The following is an 18493-nucleotide window of genomic DNA, read 5'->3' on the forward strand; positions in this document are numbered from 1 at the left end:
TTGGGGTTGGCAGACCCGCGCGCTACGCAGCGTTGCTGGTGCCAGGATCCAAAGCCCGAGTGCAGGCGGACAGCCTCAGCCCAAACTCAGTCCCAACTTGGCTGCGCAGAACAAGCTGCGCATCCGGAGGAGTGCGGGCGCCCTGCCAAACCATCTCAATTGCCTGGAACATCATCCGGCAAGCCAGGATACGAAGCCATAAGCGCCATACCACATGGGGAGCGCGAGCAATGTCCCATAGAGGACACCATGCGCCAGGCGCTGCGACGTGGGGAACGTGCCTACAGGGATATGCCCGAGGCCACGCCCGCGCGCACGACCCGTTCCTCCCCAGGGGCCCAAGTCGGTGGCGGCCGGTTCTTCCACGCCAAAGCCCTCGAGATATGGCTGATCGCGGCGCGCGCTCAACCCCGGCGTCCCGATGTGGTAGCCCTGGAATGAACAGGCGCCGGCCTTGCGCGCCAGCGCCAAACCCGCTGACGTTTCAATCCCCTCGACCACCACGTGAGCCGCAAAACTCATCGCGAGACCGATCAGATGCCGGAACGCCTCAAACTCTGCGCCATATTCGGAAAGCAGGGCGCGATTGAGGAAGATGGCATCGATTTTGATAATGTCCGGGCGAAGGGTGAGCAACGTCCGAAAGGCGGCATGGCCAGTCCCGAAATCATCGATTGCAATGCGACAGCCCAGCGATTTGAGGCGATCACAAAACGCGACTGACAGCGAGATGTCGGGAAGAGTGGCGGTTTCGGTGATCTCGATCACGAGACGGCGCGCCAGACCCGGATCGGCCTCAAGATGCGAAACGACCGTTGACCACCAAACGTCAAGGAGCGCGCTCTGTGCAGAGATATTACAGCCAAGAACTTCCAGAGGATTCGCGCGGAGCCGCTCGATGGTCTGAAGCACGAGATGCCTGTCGAGGACGCGAACGAGACCAAGCCGCTCTAGTGAAGCAACTGCTTCCCCGAGCGCGGTGAAGTCGCCACGCGGTGAAACGCCCCGCAGCAAGCCCTCAGAGTAGAGATAAGCATGATCGCTCTCATCTTGATGACGAGCGTCCGTAGCGATCGCTTGCCATGCGAGGAAAAGCTCCCCCTTCCGCGCCTGACGGACGAGGGACGCGGCCACCCTCATATCATCGCGATACTGAGCACAGGCCGCAGCCGAAAATCCAACGACCTGCAACGCGCAGGTGCGAGCAGCCCCGCTCTCTTCAAGGAACTGCGCGCAAAGATCATCTAACGACACATCGCCGCGGGGCCCGTCAGTGCCTGCAAAACACCATCCCAGAATATGCAGGACCGGTACTATCTCCCCTTGCCCCGTTACCACCGGATCAAGGGATAGCGCGACCAGAAGGTCTTCAAGAAACATCGCTACTTGATCGTCTCGACGATCTTGGGCAACGGCTCGAGGAACTGCGGCAAGGAGATTTATGCGTGCGCCGCCCGGCGCTATCTCAACCTGCACGCCCAAGACCGCAATCCGCCTGGTTAGCTCCGTCGCAACCTGAAGAGCCGCATCAACGCCGTAGACAGCGGAGACCTGCACGAAATTTACTATTTCGAGTGAGACCGCCAACTGGGACTCTCCAGCATCCGGAGATGCGATCCCGAGCGTCGGCACAAAGCCATGATGCTGGTGTTCCATACCGTCTCGTCCACGAGTCGCCGAGCGACATGCCGGGCGTTGTGAAACGAAATAGCGAATAGTGTTTCAAACGGCAGAATTCCGCCGTTTTTGACCCATGCCGGCGGACCATTTGTTTCTTCATCGGAGGCGTTTTGATGATCAGTCTCGTTGTTGGAAGAGATGGCCGGCGCAAATATGTGACGAACGCCGAGAGAGCCGCGATGCTGGCCCATGCGTACAAGGTCGACTTGCGAACCTTCACACTGCTGTGGCTTTTGTCCGCCACAGGTTGCCGAATATCGGAGGCCTTGAATCTGACGTTCGATCATATCGATGTAGGCTCCCAATCGGTCGTGATCGAAAGCCTAAAGAAGCGGCGCAAAGGCGTGTTTCGAGCTGTCCCGGTTCCGGTTAGCCTTATTGAGAAGCTCAAGATCGTTCATGCCGAGACCATGTCCAACACCTCCCAGCGACTTTGGCCATGGTCGCGTACGACAGGTTATCGAAAAATTAGTCAAATCATGCGCATGGCGGGAATAAATGGCTCGCAAGCCAGTCCAAAAGGTCTGCGGCATGGCTTTGGTGTTAGTGCCGTTCAGTCGGGCGTTCCACTCAACCTCGTCCAACGATGGCTGGGGCATTCGGATATGAAAACCACGGCTATTTACACCAGTGCGATCGGGGCTGAAGAGCTGTCGATCGCCCTGCGAATGTGGAAAGCAAGCGCCGTATTGGTCAAGCCAGCGGCTCCTGTTCAGAACCTCTAGATCGCCTTCAGCGTGAGCGCTGCTGGCCCGGGGCATCAGCGCTCACAGACTGCCCATGATGTTCAAGGCCTCCCCTGGCTCCACTTTTCTGGCCGGTAGCCGGGCATAAAGGTTTCCAACAATTAACGAAACAACTTGCCGGGCGACACAAAATTCGCTATAGTGTTCCAGTGATTGTCCTTGTTTTTCATATAGTTATTCCTTTCTATTGACCCGATTTTGTTCGCCGTCCCGGGGCGTCGAGAGTATGGTCCGAAATGTTGCACGAGCGTGAACGACATCAGGCTCCATCACGGTGGGGCCCTTATTCTCTCGCCTCGACGTATATTTCAGAGGAGTGAAGTTATGCTGCGACGCAGCAATGCTGCATAGAGCGCCTTTCAGCGCCGCGCATCGTGTGCAGAAACATGCTTAACTTGGAAACGTTTCATCAAGGCTAAAAAAATAGCCCTCCAGATGATTACATGATGTCCAGGGGTGCCGAGAAAGAAATGCCCCGCGCGTAAATTGCTCGGATCGGTAATGCGCAGTTGACACTGGAAGCCTTCATTCGAAGGCGCCTTAGCAAAGCGTCCAACCCGCGACTTTCAGCGCTGAGATTTTCATACCCTAGCTTGCTGGCTAGAAAGCGTCGTGACGCGGTGCCACCCTGGCCGGCGTCCGCGAGAAACTGCAAAAGCATGACTTCGCGTCCCGTGAGCGGAATTTCGACTTCATTGGGTGCGATCAGGCGATGTTGAACCCGATCGAGACGCCAGCGAGGCCCGATCTCCGGTTCTTCTGGACCTGTATCAACAGCTTCCGTGACCCGCTTGGCCAGATTTTGAATAGCAAGGAGGAGCTCCTGGCCATTTACTGGCTTGGTCAAATAGAGATCCGCGCCTTCTGCATAGCCGCGAATGCGATCGGCCGTGGCCGTCCGCGCTGTCAAAATGATCACCCCTGTCCGACGCTCTGCCGCAAGCTCGTTCGCCAGGGCGAAACCGGTGATATCGGGCAAATTAATATCAAGGATAGCGACGTCGAACCGTTGCTCGCGCCGCGCTTGATAAAAGCCTATTCCTGATGCGACATCAGTGACACCAATCCCATGGACCCGAAGATAATCTGCCAAACCATGACGCAGCTCATCGTCGTCCTCGACAAGCAGGGTACGAATCTGTTGTCCGTGTTGCGCGATCGGCAGAGTGTCCATAAACAGTCGATGATTAACCATAAATTCTGAAACTAGCCAGACTTATCGCTTGGGGATGCTATGCCGTCGGGGCACCAATTGACTTCCCCCGGTCCACAAATGAAGTGGCCCCAGGTTGCCGCCCTCGTTGCGGCTGTCGCAATCATCCTCGTGCTTTTCTTACTGGCCGCTGCCCAGAACGGCCCGAAAGCCAGAAAACTTATAATCGTTCCGGCAGGGTTCGCCGGGGTGATGGGCGTGAACGAAGGAATGGAACTCTCACGGGATCCTTCGCGCAGAATTACCCTCCCGGCCATTTTAAGCGGTTCGCAGAGATTTCAGGCTGCAACGCGTCAAGGCCTGAATCTTGGCTATAGCCGCGATGCGGCCTGGCTAAAATTGTCCTTGAGAAGTGCGCGCGGGGCGCAACGCCTGCTATTATCACTCACCCCAACCTTTGTGGACCTGCTTACAGTCCATGTCGCGCAAGTTGGGCGCGGCAGGCCGCCAAAACCCGGCGATTTCCAAAGGTTTGAGCTTGGTGACCACCGCCCCATTCCAGACGACGGGGTTTCGGTTGCGGCCCATGTCGTGCCGATCACGGTCCAGGAAGACAAGGATACCCTAATCTACATGCGCGTGGCGAGCGTCGGATCATCGCTCAATCTTTCCGCAGAAGTGCACGCCGAATCCCGTCACATCCTTCGGATATCTGAAAACCTGCTTGCTAACGGCTTGTGGATCGGAGCGATGCTCATCCTCTTGCTGATCCAGCTTGTCTTCTTCGCTTTACGGCGCAGTTCATCCGATCTGTACTTGGCCTTCAGCACCTTCGCAGCAACGCTCGTCTATGTTGGAAACTTGGGCGTTTCGCGCTTGCTCCTCTTTCCATATGGCGGCCATGGGAATGACTATTTCCTGTCGATCAGTGTCTGGCTCGGCCTGACGGCAAGCTCATTCGCTGTCACCAGCATACTTCAACTGCGCAGCCGCGCGCCCATGATGGCCAGGCTTTTCCAGTTCGGCGCTCTGTTCGGCATTGTAGGCATGGCCTTCTCCGTAGCCGGGCGAAACGTCCAGTTTGCTCCCTTGGGGGGGCCTGTCGTTCTTGCTCTTGCCACAGCGGCCATGGTTCAGAGCATTCGTGACGCGAATGTCGACGGCAACACAACGCGCCTTAATGCGGCAGCATACTCAGTGCTTTGGTTTGGTTTGATGTGCTCAATTGCTCAGCGCGGTGGATATGCGCCTTTGCCCGATTGGGTTGCTCATACCTATGCCGTCACCACCGTCCTTCAGGCCCTTTTCCTTACAAGTGCGCTGGCCGTACGCCTGCGATCTGCAGAACGACTGAACCGGTTGATGCAGGATCAAGCCATTATCGATGCACGTGAGGCTGAACTCAGAGCTATCGCTATGGTGGAGGAGAAAACCCAGGAACTCGCGGCATCAAAGGTGATGGCCGAAGACGCCTTGCGCGCCGAACTGGATTCGCAGGCTCAGCAAGTGCAATTGATGGAGATTATCTCCCATCAGTATCGCACGCCCCTTGCGACAATCAGCAGTAATGTTGATAGCATCGGGGCGAGCCTTCCCGCATCCGACCTTCAAAATCTCGATCGCGTCAGGCGCGCAAAACGCGGCATCACACGTCTGGTGGAAACGCTCGAAGTCGCGCTGATAAGGGGACGCATCCAGGGTCACTCCTTACGCCCAAACCGCGAGGTGGTTCTCCTGGGCGAGCTTATTTCAACCATTACAAGCCGCGCTGGGGATTATCTCCACAAGGCCAATTTCGATCTCAGTTTCTCGCGTTCGGCTCGAAAAACGCCAATTTTTACGGACACCGAGATGGTGACGATCGCGATTATCAATATCCTGGAAAACGCCGTAAAATACGGACGGCCTGATGCGCCGGACTCAATAAGTCTGAAGTGCACGATCAAAGATGATTGCGCTGTCATCATCATCGCCGATCACGGCGTTGGTATCCCGCCTGACGAAATATCACGGGTGATTGAGCGCTCATTTCGCGCTTCAAACACGCAGACAACTGAAGGGTCTGGGCTTGGTTTGTTCCTCGTCAATCGCATCGTTGACGCTCTAGGCGGTGAAATAGCCATCAAGAGTAAACTGGGACATGGCACGACTGTTTATCTCTCAATCCCGCTAGTACCTAGCGAAGTGGCCCACAATCTCGATCAGTCTCTGTAATTGCCATTTCTGTCCGTGACCGGTCCAAACATAGAAAAGTTTTCTACCTTGCCACGAAAGGGGCCGTCAGAGGACGATTGCTGCATATTGCGTATAATTACGAGGTAGCAATTTTAGATATTAACAGGTTGTTAACTATTTCGTACCGTTGCGTTACAATTCGTTTAAAAAAATCACTAAGCGTCCCAAAATATTCCTATCACCCAAGCTGGGCCACAGATATGGTTAACGTCCATCGCAACTGCGTTGTGGCGCTTGCTAACCGTGTGAATACTCTATTCCGGCTGCGACCCTATAAACTAACATTGATATGCCATTTAAGAATAAGCATAACTCGGGATCCTCATATGCAATGGTCTGTTTACGATATTTCCGGCCATAGGAAATATTTGAATAGAACTGAGATTCATGATCTTCTTGCCGCCTCTGAGGATACAGGTACGGAAATACACGCTTTTTGCAGGCTTCTAGCCGAGACGGGCTGTCGCATTTCTGAAGCCCTATCGATTGATCTCATGCGTATCGATCATTCCGGCCCTCATATTGTTTTCGAATGCTTGAAAAAGCGGCGCAAGGGCATTTTCCGGACCGTGCCGATTTCCGACGGCTTGGCCGCCTTGCTTGTTAAACTGGCTCTGCAGCGACCAAATGGCAAAGTGTGGCGCTGGTCGAGATCGACAGCGTGGCGACACGTCCACGACAGAATGAAGGCCGCCCGCATTTCCGGGCCGCAGGCATGCCCTAAGGGACTGCGGCACGGCTTCGCCGTTGCCGCACTTGGAGCCGGGGCTCCTCTCAATCTCGTGCAGCGTTGGCTGGGGCATTCTGACATCCAGACCACGTCGCTTTACGCAGTCGCCGTTGGACCTGAAGAGCGCGAGATTGTCGAGCGCGTTTGGACAAGGTTTCGCACGTCATCCCGCCGCAAACGCTCTTCCAGTCACCGGCCAAAGGACGAAGGGACGACGAATAGGAAAGAGTCAGCAACCACACGAAACAGCGCTGAGCCGGACGCTAGAACATCCAATTACTTCATCTGACAAGTCAACCGGGCAGCCGTGCGCGTAGTGTCCTTGAGCCAAAGGAGATCAGTTTCAGCAAGCTTTCCTGCCCTCTCTCCAAGGCTGCCCAGGTCTGACATGAGTTGCGCGAAGTGCCGACCCTCCTCACGCAACCTGTCATTGAGACAGTCCAAGAGAGCCGACCGAACGCTTATCTGCCCTTGAAAGTGACGCTATCCCACGAATGACCTTTTTTCAGCACCAGAGCCGCCGGGCGCCGCTCCACGAGCGCGCCAGCCCCTCACTGACCAGCATCGCGCCAAGCGACTGTCCCCGGCGTGTGATGATGCGCAGCTTGCGACCGTAGCGGTCTTCGTCCCGATCCGCCGCCTCCACCGAAAATGCTCCGTCGTTGAGCAACTGCTGCAGGCGAAGGGTCGCCCTGTTCCCAAGCGCAGCTTCGCGCTGACAGCGCGGCGGGTGGGTCTCTGGCGCATCAATGTCGGCAATTCGGATTTTTACCCCATCAAGCCAGACGGTGTCGCCATCGACCACGCAGTTTGTGCCACCACCGGTGTGACACAAGGCGAAGACTTGTCTCTCTGTTGATCCCTTCGCCGAGCGATCTTCAATATTGGCTGTGACGGCTCCCACGCCGATCCCTACGATGGCAGCCACGCCAAGGATGGCGACAGGCGAAACAGATGTCATGGTCCTCCGATTAGCGCGCCGAGCTTAATCGGAGGTTGCTTGACGGGCGGATTACAGCATCACTTCCCCTCTCATGAGCGACCGAAGCGCTGCGAGCCGAGGGGGCTGAAGCCTATTGCCCCTTGAGGCTGTTGAGGTTCGCTGTCGCCGATCTGTCATTGGCCGGATACCAGTCTCATTGCATGTGGCAAAAAGCGCGCGCGCCTCAAAATCTGAGCGAAGCAACTCCTTCTAAAGCCATCAAACTAAGCCAGCCTCGCCGTTTCACACCTAATAATCGATGCCAGCTTGCTTGAGAATTTGCTCAATCTCGGCGATGTGATCGTTGTTCGTGGCGATTGCGTCTGCAGTCATATCGATCTGCACACCCTCACGGATTTCGTGCAGGCCAATGGTACCGTTTGCCATCAATTCGTTTGACCTCAGCTTTCGGCTCCGCTCTTCGAGCAGAAACGTCTTGGCCCAGTCAGTCGCCGGCATACAAAATTCTCCATTCTCGATCTGCGATTCGATTTCAACGACACATCTGCTCGTTGGCTCCCATGCCGATCGAACTTTGGTCACTAACGGACTCTAAAGTCAGGAGGTCCCTCCTTCCCAAGTCCGGCTATCCCCTTCGGCGGGACTGCAGCCACACTTGGACTAGCGAACCCAGGAGGGACGAACATGTTAATGGAGTGTCGTGACATCGTCATTCGCCAATATCTCGGTCGTTTGACTGTTCGACGATGCTCCCCGAAAGCTGCCGTTGGTTCATGCGTGACCCTGCTGCCGAGATTGGGACAAACCCGACATTCGCAAGTTCTGTGCTGGACGTCAGGTCTTACCAAGAGCTGACATTCAGCGGTTGCCCGAACGGCATCGCCGGGATGACACAGAGTGGGCCGGGAGCCGACTGGCAGCTTATTTGCAGCGAGGTTTACGATGTTCGATCCCTTCCGCCGCCGGGGGCCGCGCAAAGGCACAGGAATGTGGCCCTTTGTGAACCCGCGTCCATGGGATTTGATTCCCGAACCCGGCTTTGCTGTTCTGATTGATCCAGTAGCGGTCTCACAAGAGGCGGCCCGGGAACTCCGAAAGGCCGAATGGCCAGGAATCTCGCTGATGGAAGACGCCTTCCAGTTGGCGTTGCTAGGGGACGGCGTCGACGTCGCATCGATGGTTGAGTCCTGGTTCACGACAAACCGGCAGGGCGTCGCCGCTGAGATCGACCAGCGCATCCGCAGCTACGGTATCAATCGGCTATCCGCATCAGTTGAGACCGCCGTCGATGAGGCGTGTGCGGCGTATGCGAGCGGCAAGTACCTGACGGTGGTCCGGATCTTGTAGCCCGAGTTTGAAGCGGTGGCACGCTCACTTGTGAACAAGCGCAACCCCAAGGCCGCGGTCGATGGTTTACTCCGCCTTCTTCAGGACGTGCCGATGATCAAAGAAGATCCTATTGAGGCTATGTCCATGTTCGATTTCATTGACGATCAGTTGTTCGCATCCTGCCGTGACGCTAGCGACGCAGCGGCGCGCGGAGGTGTGCCCAACCGCCACGCCGAAACCCATGCGCTACGAAGCTACGGTGACCTGAAGGGCGCCAGCTTCGTCCTGTGTGGTATCGATCTGCTGCTGCGACTTGCCGCGCGCCATTTAGACCTGTCGCAGCCAAGACCGGCAACCGCCCCAATCAGCGACGCCTGATGCTGAAGACGGCCGGAATGGGACTTTTCTGCAGTTGCAGGGCGACGGGTTGAACAGCAGCTCTAGTCACCATGCTGGTGTTTCAGTCGGTGAAAATTGCGCGCCGATGGACGCTTTTAGAGAGCGCAGTCCAGCAAAAGACTACCATAAACGCTGCCCTTCTCTGCGTTGGCTTGCTAGAAGCTAAGTCTGATGAACGAGCCCTCACCCGACCTCGAAGACTTGGCCAGGCTTCTGTGCGCGAGTGGTGACTATCGCGTCCTGCGGCGCCTGTCGCCACGATCGACGGTGTCTCCACCCGACGGCACACCGACCAAGTCAGCACTTCTGATAGACGTCGAGACAACCGGGCTCGATCTTCAAAAGGATGAGATCATAGAGTTGGCGATGATCCCCTTTACCTATTCCCTGGACGGGCGCGTCTTCGAAATAGGTGAGACATTCCAGTGCTTCCAAGAGCCCAGTGCTCCGATCTCACCTGAGATAACCCGTATAACCGGGATCACGGATTCTATGGTCGCCGGACATAAAATCGATGTGGCAGAAGTTGCCATGTTCGCAGGTCCGGCGGCGCTCGTGATCGCCCACAATGCCGCGTTTGACCGCCGCTTCGCGGAGCGGCTTAGCGATGTCTTCACGACCAAACCATGGGCATGCTCGATGTCGCAGATCGACTGGGCGGCCGAGGGTTTCGAGGGAACGAAGCTCCACTATCTCGCGGCGGGCGCGGGCTTCTTTTATGATCGGCACCGGGCCGAACATGATTGCCGGGCTGTCATCGAGCTACTTGCGTCGGATCTGCCGGTCACGAACAGGACTGCGCTATCGAGCTTGCTCGAAGCCGCGCGACTGCCGACTTGGCGGATCTGGGCGGAGAACTCGCCCTTCGATCTGAAGGATGCCCTGAAGGCGCGTGGCTATCGCTGGAACGGGGACGGGAACCCCAATCCACGCGCCTGGTACATCGACGTCGACGATGCGCGGCGCGAGGCAGAGATCAGCTTTCTCCGCAAAGAGATTTACCTGCGCGACGTCGAGCTGCTGCTGCACAGGATGGACGCCTATAACCGGTTTTCGGACAGGCAGAACTAAACGGCAGCGGATCAAACGGGGGACGTCGTTCGTGCATATTTCAAGACTACAGCTCGTCAATTACCGGAATTTCGAGCGTGCGAACGTCGTCTTCAACAAAGGCGTCAACACCATTATCGGCGAGAACGGCTCGGGAAAGACCAACCTGTTCCGGGCGATCCGCCTCCTCCTAGATGACACGCTCCTTCGGTCGGCCTATCGGCTCGATGAGAAGGACTTTCATCGTGGCCTCGGCGATTGGCGCGGCCACTGGGTCATCATCAGCCTGGAGTTCGACGAGGTATCGCAGGACGAGGCGATCCAGTCCCTCTTCCTCCACGGCACCGGCAACATCGCGGATGGGGCCATCGGCAAGGCGACATATAATCTGATCTTTCGGCCCACGGTTGCGATCCGGCGGAGCCTCGGCGACCTCCCCGCCGGCGATACCGCAGGCCTCGTTGCCATTAGATCCAAGATCACGCTCGATGACTACGAGACGATCTTCACCGGAAAGAGCGTCGCGGATTTCCTCGATCCCGCAATCTATAAGGAACTCGTCGGCGACTTCGACGCGGTGGAATTCCCCCAGGAGCTGACGAACCCCGCGATCGGGGGCGTGATCCCCGGCATGCTCTCCATCTCGCGCGAAGTATGCTTCACCTTCGTCCAGGCGCTCCGCGATGTGGTCGCCGATTTTCAGAACAATCGGACCAATCCGCTGCTGACCCTGCTCAAGGGGCGCAGCGGCGAGATCGATCCGGCGAGCTTCGAGCCGATCAGTGAACTGGTCAAAGGGTTGAACGACGCGATCGAGGGTCTTCCCGATGTCGGGAACATCCGCACGGATATCCGCGAGACCATCACCGATGCGGCAGGCGGCACTTATTCACCGCGATCTCTTTCTATACGCTCAGACCTGTCGGACGAGGCGGACCGCCTGTTCCAGTCGCTCAAGCTGTTCGTGGGCGAATCCGAGGAGCAATATGAAGGTGCGATCCATGAGCTCAGCCTGGGCGGTGCGAACCTCATCTACCTGACGCTGAAGCTGCTCGAATTCAAATATCAGAAGCAGAAGGAGTCGTTCGCCAACTTCCTCGTCATCGAGGAGCCGGAAGCCCACATCCACACCCATATCCAGAAGACGCTGTTCGACCGCCTGAACTATGACGATACCCAGGTCATCTACTCGACCCATTCCACCCACATCTCCGAGGTGAGCAATGTCGAGAATATCAACATCCTCGGCCGGCAAGGCGGGCGATGCGAGGTCTTCCAGCCGTCTGCGGGTCTGAATTCGGTCCAGATAGGCAACATCCAGCGCTATCTCGACGCTGTGCGCAGCAACCTGCTCTTTGCGAAAAGTGTGGTGCTCGTCGAAGGCGATGCCGAAGAAATCCTCATCCCGATTCTGGTCAAGAGGGTCTTCGGGCTGAGTCTGGACGAGCTCGGCATCAGCCTGATCAACATTCGCAGCACCGGCTTCGAGAATGTGGCGGTCCTGTTCCACGACGATCGCATCCGCAAACGCTGCGCGATCATTACCGATCTCGATCGTGCCTTCATCGATACGGCCGTGAACGTGCTCGACAACGAAGAAGAGGCAGCAGCGAGGAAGAAGGCGCTGGGGTCGCAGGTCGCGGGGCTCCGGCGCGAAGCGGCGCTCAAGCTGCTGTGTGACGGCAATCCGTGGCTCACGGCGCATTTCGCGGATCATACGTTCGAGGTCGATTTCGTGTCCGCCGGCAACGCCGGGACCGTCGTGTCTGTGCTCGGTGATGTCTACACAGACGCTGGAACGATCGCTCTATCGAAGGAGGAACTGGAATCCGGCGACATCACGCGGTTCGGGACGCGGGCGCTGACAATGGCTCGCTATGCCGGCAAAGGTTGGTTTGCGATCATCCTGGGGCGAATGATCACGCCGGAAACGGTTATCCCGGACTATATCCTCGACGCGATCTTCCAGGCGCATCTGCCCGTGACAACCCAGACTTGGGCGAGCGTGCTCGAATATCGGGTCGGCATTCTCGCGCAGTCGGGCATGCATGCGCCCGAAGCGATCGCCGACATGCGGGGCCAGATCGGTCGCTACAGCCGGGGCGAAATCGACTTCGCTGGCGTCCGGTCCGAGATGCTCACGGCGTTCCCGGCCGACGGCATCAACGTCATACTCGGAAGCTTTTGAGGTGTTCGTCTGGGACAAGAAGGATCTCAACGACGCGCAGGTGGCGGCGATCGAACAGCCGGGCAGCGTCTTTCTCGTCGCATGCCCTGGAAGCGGCAAGACCCGGACCCTCACCTACAAAATCGCGCGCCTCCTGTCCGAGCTGAAATCCGACAAGAAGCGCATCGTCGCGATCACCTATACCCACCGGGCCGCTGACGAGATCCACGAGCGGATCGAGCAGCTCGGCGTTGACACGAGTCAGCTCTGGATCGGCACCATCCATTCCTTCTGCCTGGAATGGATCCTCAAACCTTACGGGATTTACTACCCAGCGCTCGCGAACGGATTTCGGGTCATCAACGGGCACGACACCGAGGAGATGCTCGATGAGCTCTGCGGCAAGGTGCAGGGTACGAAGATCAATCGCTACGACTGTGCGTATTATTTCACGCCGACCAGCTATAAGCTCACGTGCAACGATTCAAACAAGCATGCCGCGATCAAGGATGTATTAAGGGCATATTGGCAAACGCTTCGCGATAATAGGCAGATAGACTTCGAGCTTATTCTTTACTCTGCTTACAAGCTTATTAAGAATAATCCTTCGATCAGCGTGCTGCTCGGGGCCATCTTCGAGTGTGTCCTGGTCGACGAGTTTCAGGACACGCGGGAAATCCAATATGCGATTCTCGCCTCGATTCTGAAGGCTTCGCAGGGTCGCGCATCTGCGTTCGTGGTCGGAGATCCCAACCAGGCAATCTACAGTTCGCTAGGCGGTTACGCGATCACGGCGGCAGATTTCGGCGCCCGGTGCGGCATCACGTTTAAGGAGATGGAGCTGTCGGACAATTACCGATCCTCCTCGCGGATCGTCGGCTATTTCGGCAACTACAACGTCTTCGCCTCGAAGATCGAGGCGGTGGGGCATAACAAGGATTATGCGAGCGTCGTCTCGTTTGACCAGCAAACGCACCGCGACGACCTTGAGGCCGAGCTGGTCCGGCTCATCACCTACAATGTCGAGACACTGGGCATAGCGGCGCGTGAGGTTTGCATCGTCGCACCCCGATGGGTCCACCTCGCCAGCATGACGCGGCGCCTGGTCACAGCGATGCCAGCCTATTCGTTCGACGGCCCTGGGATGGTGCCGTTCGCACGCGACGTCGACAATTTCTGGTACAAGCTGTCTCGCATCATCCTGACCGAGGCCTCTCCGCAGCTTTATGTTCGCCGGATGCGATGGGCGGGCGAAGTGATCGCTGGCCTGCACGACGCCGGTGTCGATACTGCCGGTCTGGATCGCAAAAGGTTGCTGCGGGCGTGCAATGCCATCACGATCGACGAATCCGACGGCCTGACTTTCCTACGGGCGTTTTTCGACCAGCTGTGCGCGGCGCTCAGCATCGATCACGGCGCCTTTCCGTCGCTGAAAGAGCATCACCAGGCATTCTTCGAATGCTCGCAAAAGCGCATCGACCTTCTGGTCAAGGAGGGTTCGGTGGCGATTGCCGAGGTCGCCATGTTCCGGAAGGTCTTTGCGGACAGGACCGGCATCACCGTCTCGACGATTCACGGCGTCAAGGGTGCCGAATATGACGCGGTCATCGCCTATGGCCTGCTCGAGGGCATGGTGCCTTTCTACAATGATCCAGAGCAGATCGAGACGGCAAAGAAGCTCGTTTACGTGGTGTCATCGCGGGCCCGCAAAAACCTGCATCTGATTTCTGAACGCGGTCGCAGTCGCGGCTGGAGCGGAGACTATCAACCGACAGACGTTCTTGTTGGGTGCGTTTTTCAGTACAATCAGCCCCCGTTCTGAAGTTACCTGCCGCCGCGCCCGCGCTGACCGATCAGCACGCCGTCTGCCTTCCGCGCAACGTGCTTGGCACCGCGCCCCAGACCGATCCGACCAACGGTTCACGCCGGTCAATGCGCTCAGAGATAAACTCAACGCCGATCTTTGGGGTCGCAAAGAGCATGACTTAAACGACCGAATTCATTGCAGACTTCTGGGGGCGGAGCAACGGAGCGGGGATGGCGGGTTTCGGCAAAAGCAGGCGTTCTGGCCAGATCTTGGAACGGCCTGTGTTGGTCGACTGCCGTCTTTGCTTCTGCTGCGATTGAATGTCCGCTATCGACCGTTGCGCGCCTCAAAGCAGACAGTCAGGACTGTTGGACACTTGTGACTGTCCGGAATTGGAGATGCAGTTACTAGGCGGACATTCAGCTGATTGGCACCCATGGGCTGCTTCGCGCCTCGAGGCTCGGTCAGCGAAAGGATAAACCTCGCGCTGTTTGATCCGGCAAAAGCGACCGGCGGCGGCGTGACGCTCTACAACGTGTCCAAGGTTTCTGCCGAAGTAGCCGCGGCCTACCTTGACAGGCCGCGCACAGACTCAGTCCCGCGTTCTTCCCGCACGTTGATAATTATTTGCGAACCGACCGGACATGTCCGACGGGAGCCCCAATCCTACTATCTTCGTAACAGCTTCCCGATTGTCCGAATTCCCTGAATCCTACTTAAGAGAGGACATCCACGCCTTCTCCTACCAGTCGGCATTGACCAGTCAGTAGGCGTCATATATGACCTATCACTTGCCATTGAAACATTCAGGATTCGGGCATAAATGCGCGGTATGACGGAGGTTATAAATGGCAATGGCTGAAGAAACAACGAAAAAGGAGGATTCGCCTGCCAAGCGCGCGACAGCGCGGCGCGGTTCACACGACAAGTGGGGCGCCAAAGTCATGGAGCTTGGCTTCTGCATCCTGCCCTCGCTGCTGTTTCGTGCGCAGCGGCGTCTTGGCCTGAACCCCACGCAGCTTGCGGTGCTCGTGCAGCTTGCCGACTTCTGGTGGGATGCCGGGCGCAAGCCGTTCCCCAAGAAGGCGGACCTGGCCTTTCGCCTGGGCCTCAGCGACCGGCAGGTCCAGCGCTATATCGCCGAGCTGGAAACGGCGGGCTTCGTGCGCCGTATCGAGCGCACCGCTGCGCACCGCGGCAAGATCTCGAACGAGTATGACCTTGGCGGTCTTGTGCAAAAGCTCGCGGCGCTTGAACCCGAGTTCCGAGAGGTCGCGGACGAGGCCCGTGCCGCGCGCGGCGCTGTCGCGCGTCCGGGTTTCCGCGCCCGGGGCAAGACCAAGCCGGCTCAGGACGCGTGAAGGACTGATCGATGCCGGCGCGCCTCAACAAGAAAGTCCTGTGCTTCATGGACGAATACGGCACAGCCGGGTTGGATGGCTTCCATCTGGGCGCCGTGCTCATGCGCGCCCGCGACGCCGGTCGCATCGACAAGATTTTCAGCGATCTGCTCGAACCCAGCGCGGGCGAGATCCATGCCTCGCAGCTCGACGACGGCTATCTGCAAGGTCTGATGCAACGCTTTTGGGACGCGGCGCCGCGCGACAAGATCGTCCTGATCAACCAACAGGTCGCGCGCCGCGACGGGGATGCGGCCGCGCTTTACGGGCAAGCAGTCGTCGAAACGGTCAAAGTCGGACTTAAGCGATTCCGCACTGTTCTCGACCGGGAAACGATCGGCAACGTCGAGCTGATCCTCGACGTCAATCACCAGAACGACCGTCCGCCGTTCGACGAGACCCTGATGCAAGCCAAGGCGCAGGACGGTCGGTTTCGCGGTGTAACCCGCTTCTCACGCATCGATTCGAGCGCTTCGCGTCTCCTGCAGCTGGCGGATCTGGTGGCTTATTCCCGCAAATGGATCGTCAGTGCCGAGATGAACGCGAAAGGCCTGAAGGAGCGCTTCGGCATTCAGATGCCATGAAAAAAGGGGCTGCCAGTGGCAGCCCCTTGATACGTTGCCGGATGCCCCAAGGTGGTCGGCAACCAGGACTTTCGGTCCTGGGTGACCACGGCGCTTGCCAAACACGCGGCCGGACAAGTCGCCATGCAGGGGCATCCTGCTGCGTCTCCATATAAACCCCGCTTCCGATTATCGCAAGGCAGGGCAGCAGACAGCTATGTCCATAGGTGACGCGAGATATCCTTCTTATAGCACCGGTCATTAACGTCTCGTTGCCTGCCCGGTCGTCCGGCCTCGGGCGCGGACTGGTCTGCCGAGCATGCAGGGTCGAATTGGGTGGTTCCAGTTAGGTCATTCTAGCCGGCCCGCTGTCGTTCGACTATGTTCCACCATGGCAACCATCCCCCGCACGAAAGGCGTTATGATCGGCAAAAAAGACTTTCTCGGTCCGCTGCGCCTAAAGGCAGTGCAACACGCATAGGATGAATCGGAGCCGCTATTTGGCGGTGAGGACATCATCCAATTTTCGCCATCAGCCGCCCCGCAGCACCAGCCTCCGCCGCCAAATTCCGGTTATAGATGAGCGGCATGCGCGGCGACTTCCAGCGCAGGGCATCCATGATTCCCGCGAGATCCTCGCCAGCGGCGAACAGGTCCTGATTCAGCCCCACACGCGTCGAATGGGCGCTGACGCCCTTGAGCAGGCGGGCCACATCGTCCTTCGTCAGGTCCTGCAGCGCACCGCGATCGAACGCCCGCTGGATGATCGCCCGCCAGATCGCGCCGATCGATCCCGGATGCAGCGCAGCGGCACCGACATCATATTCCACTCTCGCCGGCACGGCCGGTTTTGGCAGCGTCTTGCGCAAATCCCATTTCTCTCGACTGGAGATGCTGTCGATCGGCCGCCCCTTCACCGCCGGCCGCGCTTTGTAACGCCGCACCTGGACGCGTCGAAAGAGCGGCCCGCCCGCGATCCCGGCGGCCTCGGTCCAGGCCGCGATCGCCCGCACCGAGCGGGGCGAGAGATAGGCCGTTGCCCCCTGCCCTTCCGGATCGCCCTTGGAACGATGAACAGCGAGCAGTCGCGCCTCCGGATCCAGCGCATCAATAACATGGTCGACCTCGACGGCCACGAGTTCAGATGCGCGCAGCCCAGTGTCATAGGCCACCGAGAGCAAAGCCCGGTCCCGCAAACCCGGTAAATCGTCCCCACAAGCCTCGAGGAGGGCCCGTACGTTGATGCCGCGGGGTTTGTCGCGCTCCACGTCCCGGACCGGCCCCTTGAACCGCAGCGGCCGCGCCTGAGCTTGGGCCGAGCCCCTCTCGCGCCGGATCGCGCGCAGCCGCAGCTTTACCAGTTCGGCTTGGGTCGGGTCTTTGAGGTCGAGCAGCTGATGGATCTTGGCGATCGATGCTTTGTAGCGGCCAAGTGAAGCGGGCTTTCCCCCCTGCCCTGCCCTCTCATCCAGATAGCTGGCCACCATTTCAGGCGTCGCCGGCAACGTTATGTGCCCATGACGCCGGCACCATCTATCGAAAGCCTCAAGATCGCTTGCCAGCGCCCTGATCGAATGCGGCGAGCTTGCCGCTTGGTAAGCGGCGATCAGCTCAGCATTGACCGTGATCGACGTCCGGCACTGCAGCTTCGTCACCTCCAACGCCAGGTCGCGCCCACCGTTTTCAGGGAGCGCAAGGGCGTCCGCGGGAGGAGTCACGGCTTCTTCCATCGCTACCGCGCAGCCGCCTCGATTTGCTCGAAGGTCTGCGGCTCGATCCCATAGATCGCTGCCAAGCCATTGAAGGCATCGGCCACCACAGGCTTCAGCGCTTCCGGTTCGATCGACGAGAGCGTGGTGTCATACTCATAGCTGTCCTCGACCGCGCCGAAGCCCTCATCGCTGAACGAATAGCGCCCGAGCGGCCACCAGCTGTTCGCCAGACCGTTCACGCCGAGACGGACGTGGATCGGCAGCGATCCACCATGTTCGAGCGCCAGGCGACTGTTGCGCTCGAGGAAATACAGCCAATGCTTGAAGAACGAACCGGTCGCGAGCGTGATCCGCCCATCGCGATCGAACAGGAAGCCGCCTGCCACTCCCCAAAACTCGCCGGTACGTTCAAACCACTGGGTCATGGCGACCGTAGGATACACACCTGCGTCTTCGGTGCCGGGCCAATAGATCATCGCACCGCCCCGACTGATGCCGTAGCCGAGCGAATTCGCGTTCGCCATGATCGCGGGGTGACCGGTATTGTTGGCAAGGGCTTGCTTCGCGCCGGGCTTTGGC

Annotated in this window: 16 protein-coding genes; 10 read left to right on the forward strand and 6 right to left on the reverse strand. The window is 58.3% G+C overall.

Going from position 1 to position 18493, the window contains the following annotated elements:
- Positions 1 to 171: 171 nt before the first annotated feature.
- Entirely contained in the window at positions 172 to 1656 is a 1485-nt protein-coding gene (locus M2335_RS16400) for an EAL domain-containing protein (RefSeq protein ID WP_264595524.1), read from the reverse strand.
- Positions 1657 to 1793: 137 nt separating this feature from the next.
- On the opposite strand from M2335_RS16400, the gene M2335_RS16405 reads away from it, so the two are divergent.
- The gene (locus tag M2335_RS16405) at positions 1794 to 2405 is read left to right on the forward strand and encodes a tyrosine-type recombinase/integrase (protein ID WP_264595525.1); all 612 of its coding nucleotides are present in this window, start codon (positions 1794 to 1796) and stop codon (positions 2403 to 2405) included.
- A 460-nt stretch (positions 2406 to 2865) separates the two neighbouring features.
- On the opposite strand, the gene M2335_RS16410 is transcribed toward M2335_RS16405, so the two are convergent.
- Positions 2866 to 3621, reverse strand: coding sequence for a response regulator transcription factor (locus M2335_RS16410; RefSeq protein ID WP_264595526.1), 756 nt, complete (start codon positions 3619 to 3621; stop codon positions 2866 to 2868).
- Positions 3622 to 3699: 78 nt separating this feature from the next.
- On the opposite strand from M2335_RS16410, the gene M2335_RS16415 reads away from it, so the two are divergent.
- Both M2335_RS16415 and M2335_RS16420 read left to right on the forward strand, forming a co-directional pair.
- The gene (locus M2335_RS16415; RefSeq protein ID WP_264595527.1) at positions 3700 to 5793 is read left to right on the forward strand and encodes a sensor histidine kinase; all 2094 of its coding nucleotides are present in this window, start codon (positions 3700 to 3702) and stop codon (positions 5791 to 5793) included.
- 347 nt (positions 5794 to 6140) lie between these two features.
- The gene (locus M2335_RS16420) at positions 6141 to 6833 is read left to right on the forward strand and encodes a tyrosine-type recombinase/integrase (RefSeq protein WP_264595528.1); all 693 of its coding nucleotides are present in this window, start codon (positions 6141 to 6143) and stop codon (positions 6831 to 6833) included.
- A gap of 216 nt (positions 6834 to 7049) precedes the next feature.
- On the opposite strand, the gene M2335_RS16425 is transcribed toward M2335_RS16420, so the two are convergent.
- Both M2335_RS16425 and M2335_RS16430 read right to left on the reverse strand, forming a co-directional pair.
- Positions 7050 to 7505 (reverse strand): thermonuclease family protein, encoded by a 456-nt coding sequence (locus tag M2335_RS16425; RefSeq protein WP_264595529.1) that lies wholly within the window; start codon positions 7503 to 7505, stop codon positions 7050 to 7052.
- A gap of 270 nt (positions 7506 to 7775) precedes the next feature.
- On the reverse strand, positions 7776 to 7985 hold the full coding sequence (locus M2335_RS16430; protein ID WP_264595530.1) for a hypothetical protein: 210 nt from the start codon (positions 7983 to 7985) through the stop codon (positions 7776 to 7778).
- Between the two features lie 444 nt (positions 7986 to 8429).
- Here M2335_RS16430 and M2335_RS16435 point away from each other — a divergent pair, with 444 nt between their 5' ends.
- The 7 genes from M2335_RS16435 (at position 8430) to M2335_RS16465 (ending at position 16223) form a co-directional block, all read left to right on the forward strand.
- On the forward strand, positions 8430 to 8834 hold the full coding sequence (locus M2335_RS16435) for a hypothetical protein (protein WP_264595531.1): 405 nt from the start codon (positions 8430 to 8432) through the stop codon (positions 8832 to 8834).
- Between the two features lie 30 nt (positions 8835 to 8864).
- Complete coding sequence (locus M2335_RS16440; protein WP_264595532.1) at positions 8865 to 9194, forward strand: hypothetical protein; 330 nt, start codon at positions 8865 to 8867, stop codon at positions 9192 to 9194.
- A 192-nt stretch (positions 9195 to 9386) separates the two neighbouring features.
- Positions 9387 to 10286 (forward strand): 3'-5' exonuclease, encoded by a 900-nt coding sequence (locus M2335_RS16445; RefSeq protein ID WP_264595533.1) that lies wholly within the window; start codon positions 9387 to 9389, stop codon positions 10284 to 10286.
- The gene (locus M2335_RS16450; protein WP_264595534.1) at positions 10171 to 12453 is read left to right on the forward strand and encodes an ATP-dependent nuclease; all 2283 of its coding nucleotides are present in this window, start codon (positions 10171 to 10173) and stop codon (positions 12451 to 12453) included. Before M2335_RS16445 ends, M2335_RS16450 begins: the two co-directional genes overlap by 116 nt.
- Before the next feature lies 1 nt (position 12454).
- Positions 12455 to 14254: a UvrD-helicase domain-containing protein gene (locus tag M2335_RS16455; RefSeq protein WP_264595535.1), complete on the forward strand. Its 1800-nt coding sequence runs from the start codon at positions 12455 to 12457 to the stop codon at positions 14252 to 14254.
- A gap of 839 nt (positions 14255 to 15093) precedes the next feature.
- Positions 15094 to 15600, forward strand: coding sequence for a helix-turn-helix domain-containing protein (locus tag M2335_RS16460; RefSeq protein ID WP_264595536.1), 507 nt, complete (start codon positions 15094 to 15096; stop codon positions 15598 to 15600).
- 11 nt (positions 15601 to 15611) lie between these two features.
- Positions 15612 to 16223: a DUF3800 domain-containing protein gene (locus tag M2335_RS16465; protein WP_264595537.1), complete on the forward strand. Its 612-nt coding sequence runs from the start codon at positions 15612 to 15614 to the stop codon at positions 16221 to 16223.
- A 494-nt stretch (positions 16224 to 16717) separates the two neighbouring features.
- Here M2335_RS16465 and M2335_RS16470 read toward each other — a convergent pair whose 3' ends face one another.
- Both M2335_RS16470 and M2335_RS16475 read right to left on the reverse strand, forming a co-directional pair.
- A complete protein-coding gene (locus tag M2335_RS16470) occupies positions 16718 to 17932 on the reverse strand; it encodes a tyrosine-type recombinase/integrase (RefSeq protein WP_264595538.1) in 1215 nt (404 codons plus the stop codon).
- A 2-nt stretch (positions 17933 to 17934) separates the two neighbouring features.
- A partial coding sequence (locus M2335_RS16475) for a hypothetical protein (RefSeq protein WP_264595539.1) occupies positions 17935 to 18493 on the reverse strand: 559 nt, incomplete at its 5' end.

The organism is Sphingobium sp. B12D2B (genome assembly GCF_025961775.1).
GTDB lineage: Bacteria > Pseudomonadota > Alphaproteobacteria > Sphingomonadales > Sphingomonadaceae > Sphingobium.

Excerpts from the sequence above, each read along its gene's own strand:
- M2335_RS16400 (WP_264595524.1), bottom strand. The coding sequence starts at position 1,656 with ATGGAACACCAGCATCATGGCTTTGTGCCGACGCTCGGGATCGCATCT.
- M2335_RS16405 (WP_264595525.1), top strand. The coding sequence starts at position 1,794 with ATGATCAGTCTCGTTGTTGGAAGAGATGGCCGGCGCAAATATGTGACG.
- M2335_RS16410 (WP_264595526.1), bottom strand. The coding sequence starts at position 3,621 with ATGGTTAATCATCGACTGTTTATGGACACTCTGCCGATCGCGCAACAC.
- M2335_RS16415 (WP_264595527.1), top strand. The coding sequence starts at position 3,700 with ATGAAGTGGCCCCAGGTTGCCGCCCTCGTTGCGGCTGTCGCAATCATC.
- M2335_RS16420 (WP_264595528.1), top strand. The coding sequence starts at position 6,141 with ATGCAATGGTCTGTTTACGATATTTCCGGCCATAGGAAATATTTGAAT.
- M2335_RS16425 (WP_264595529.1), bottom strand. The coding sequence starts at position 7,505 with ATGACATCTGTTTCGCCTGTCGCCATCCTTGGCGTGGCTGCCATCGTA.
- M2335_RS16430 (WP_264595530.1), bottom strand. The coding sequence starts at position 7,985 with ATGCCGGCGACTGACTGGGCCAAGACGTTTCTGCTCGAAGAGCGGAGC.
- M2335_RS16435 (WP_264595531.1), top strand. The coding sequence starts at position 8,430 with ATGTTCGATCCCTTCCGCCGCCGGGGGCCGCGCAAAGGCACAGGAATG.
- M2335_RS16445 (WP_264595533.1), top strand. The coding sequence starts at position 9,387 with ATGAACGAGCCCTCACCCGACCTCGAAGACTTGGCCAGGCTTCTGTGC.
- M2335_RS16450 (WP_264595534.1), top strand. The coding sequence starts at position 10,171 with ATGCGCGGCGCGAGGCAGAGATCAGCTTTCTCCGCAAAGAGATTTACC.
- M2335_RS16460 (WP_264595536.1), top strand. The coding sequence starts at position 15,094 with ATGGCTGAAGAAACAACGAAAAAGGAGGATTCGCCTGCCAAGCGCGCG.
- M2335_RS16465 (WP_264595537.1), top strand. The coding sequence starts at position 15,612 with ATGCCGGCGCGCCTCAACAAGAAAGTCCTGTGCTTCATGGACGAATAC.
- M2335_RS16470 (WP_264595538.1), bottom strand. The coding sequence starts at position 17,932 with ATGGAAGAAGCCGTGACTCCTCCCGCGGACGCCCTTGCGCTCCCTGAA.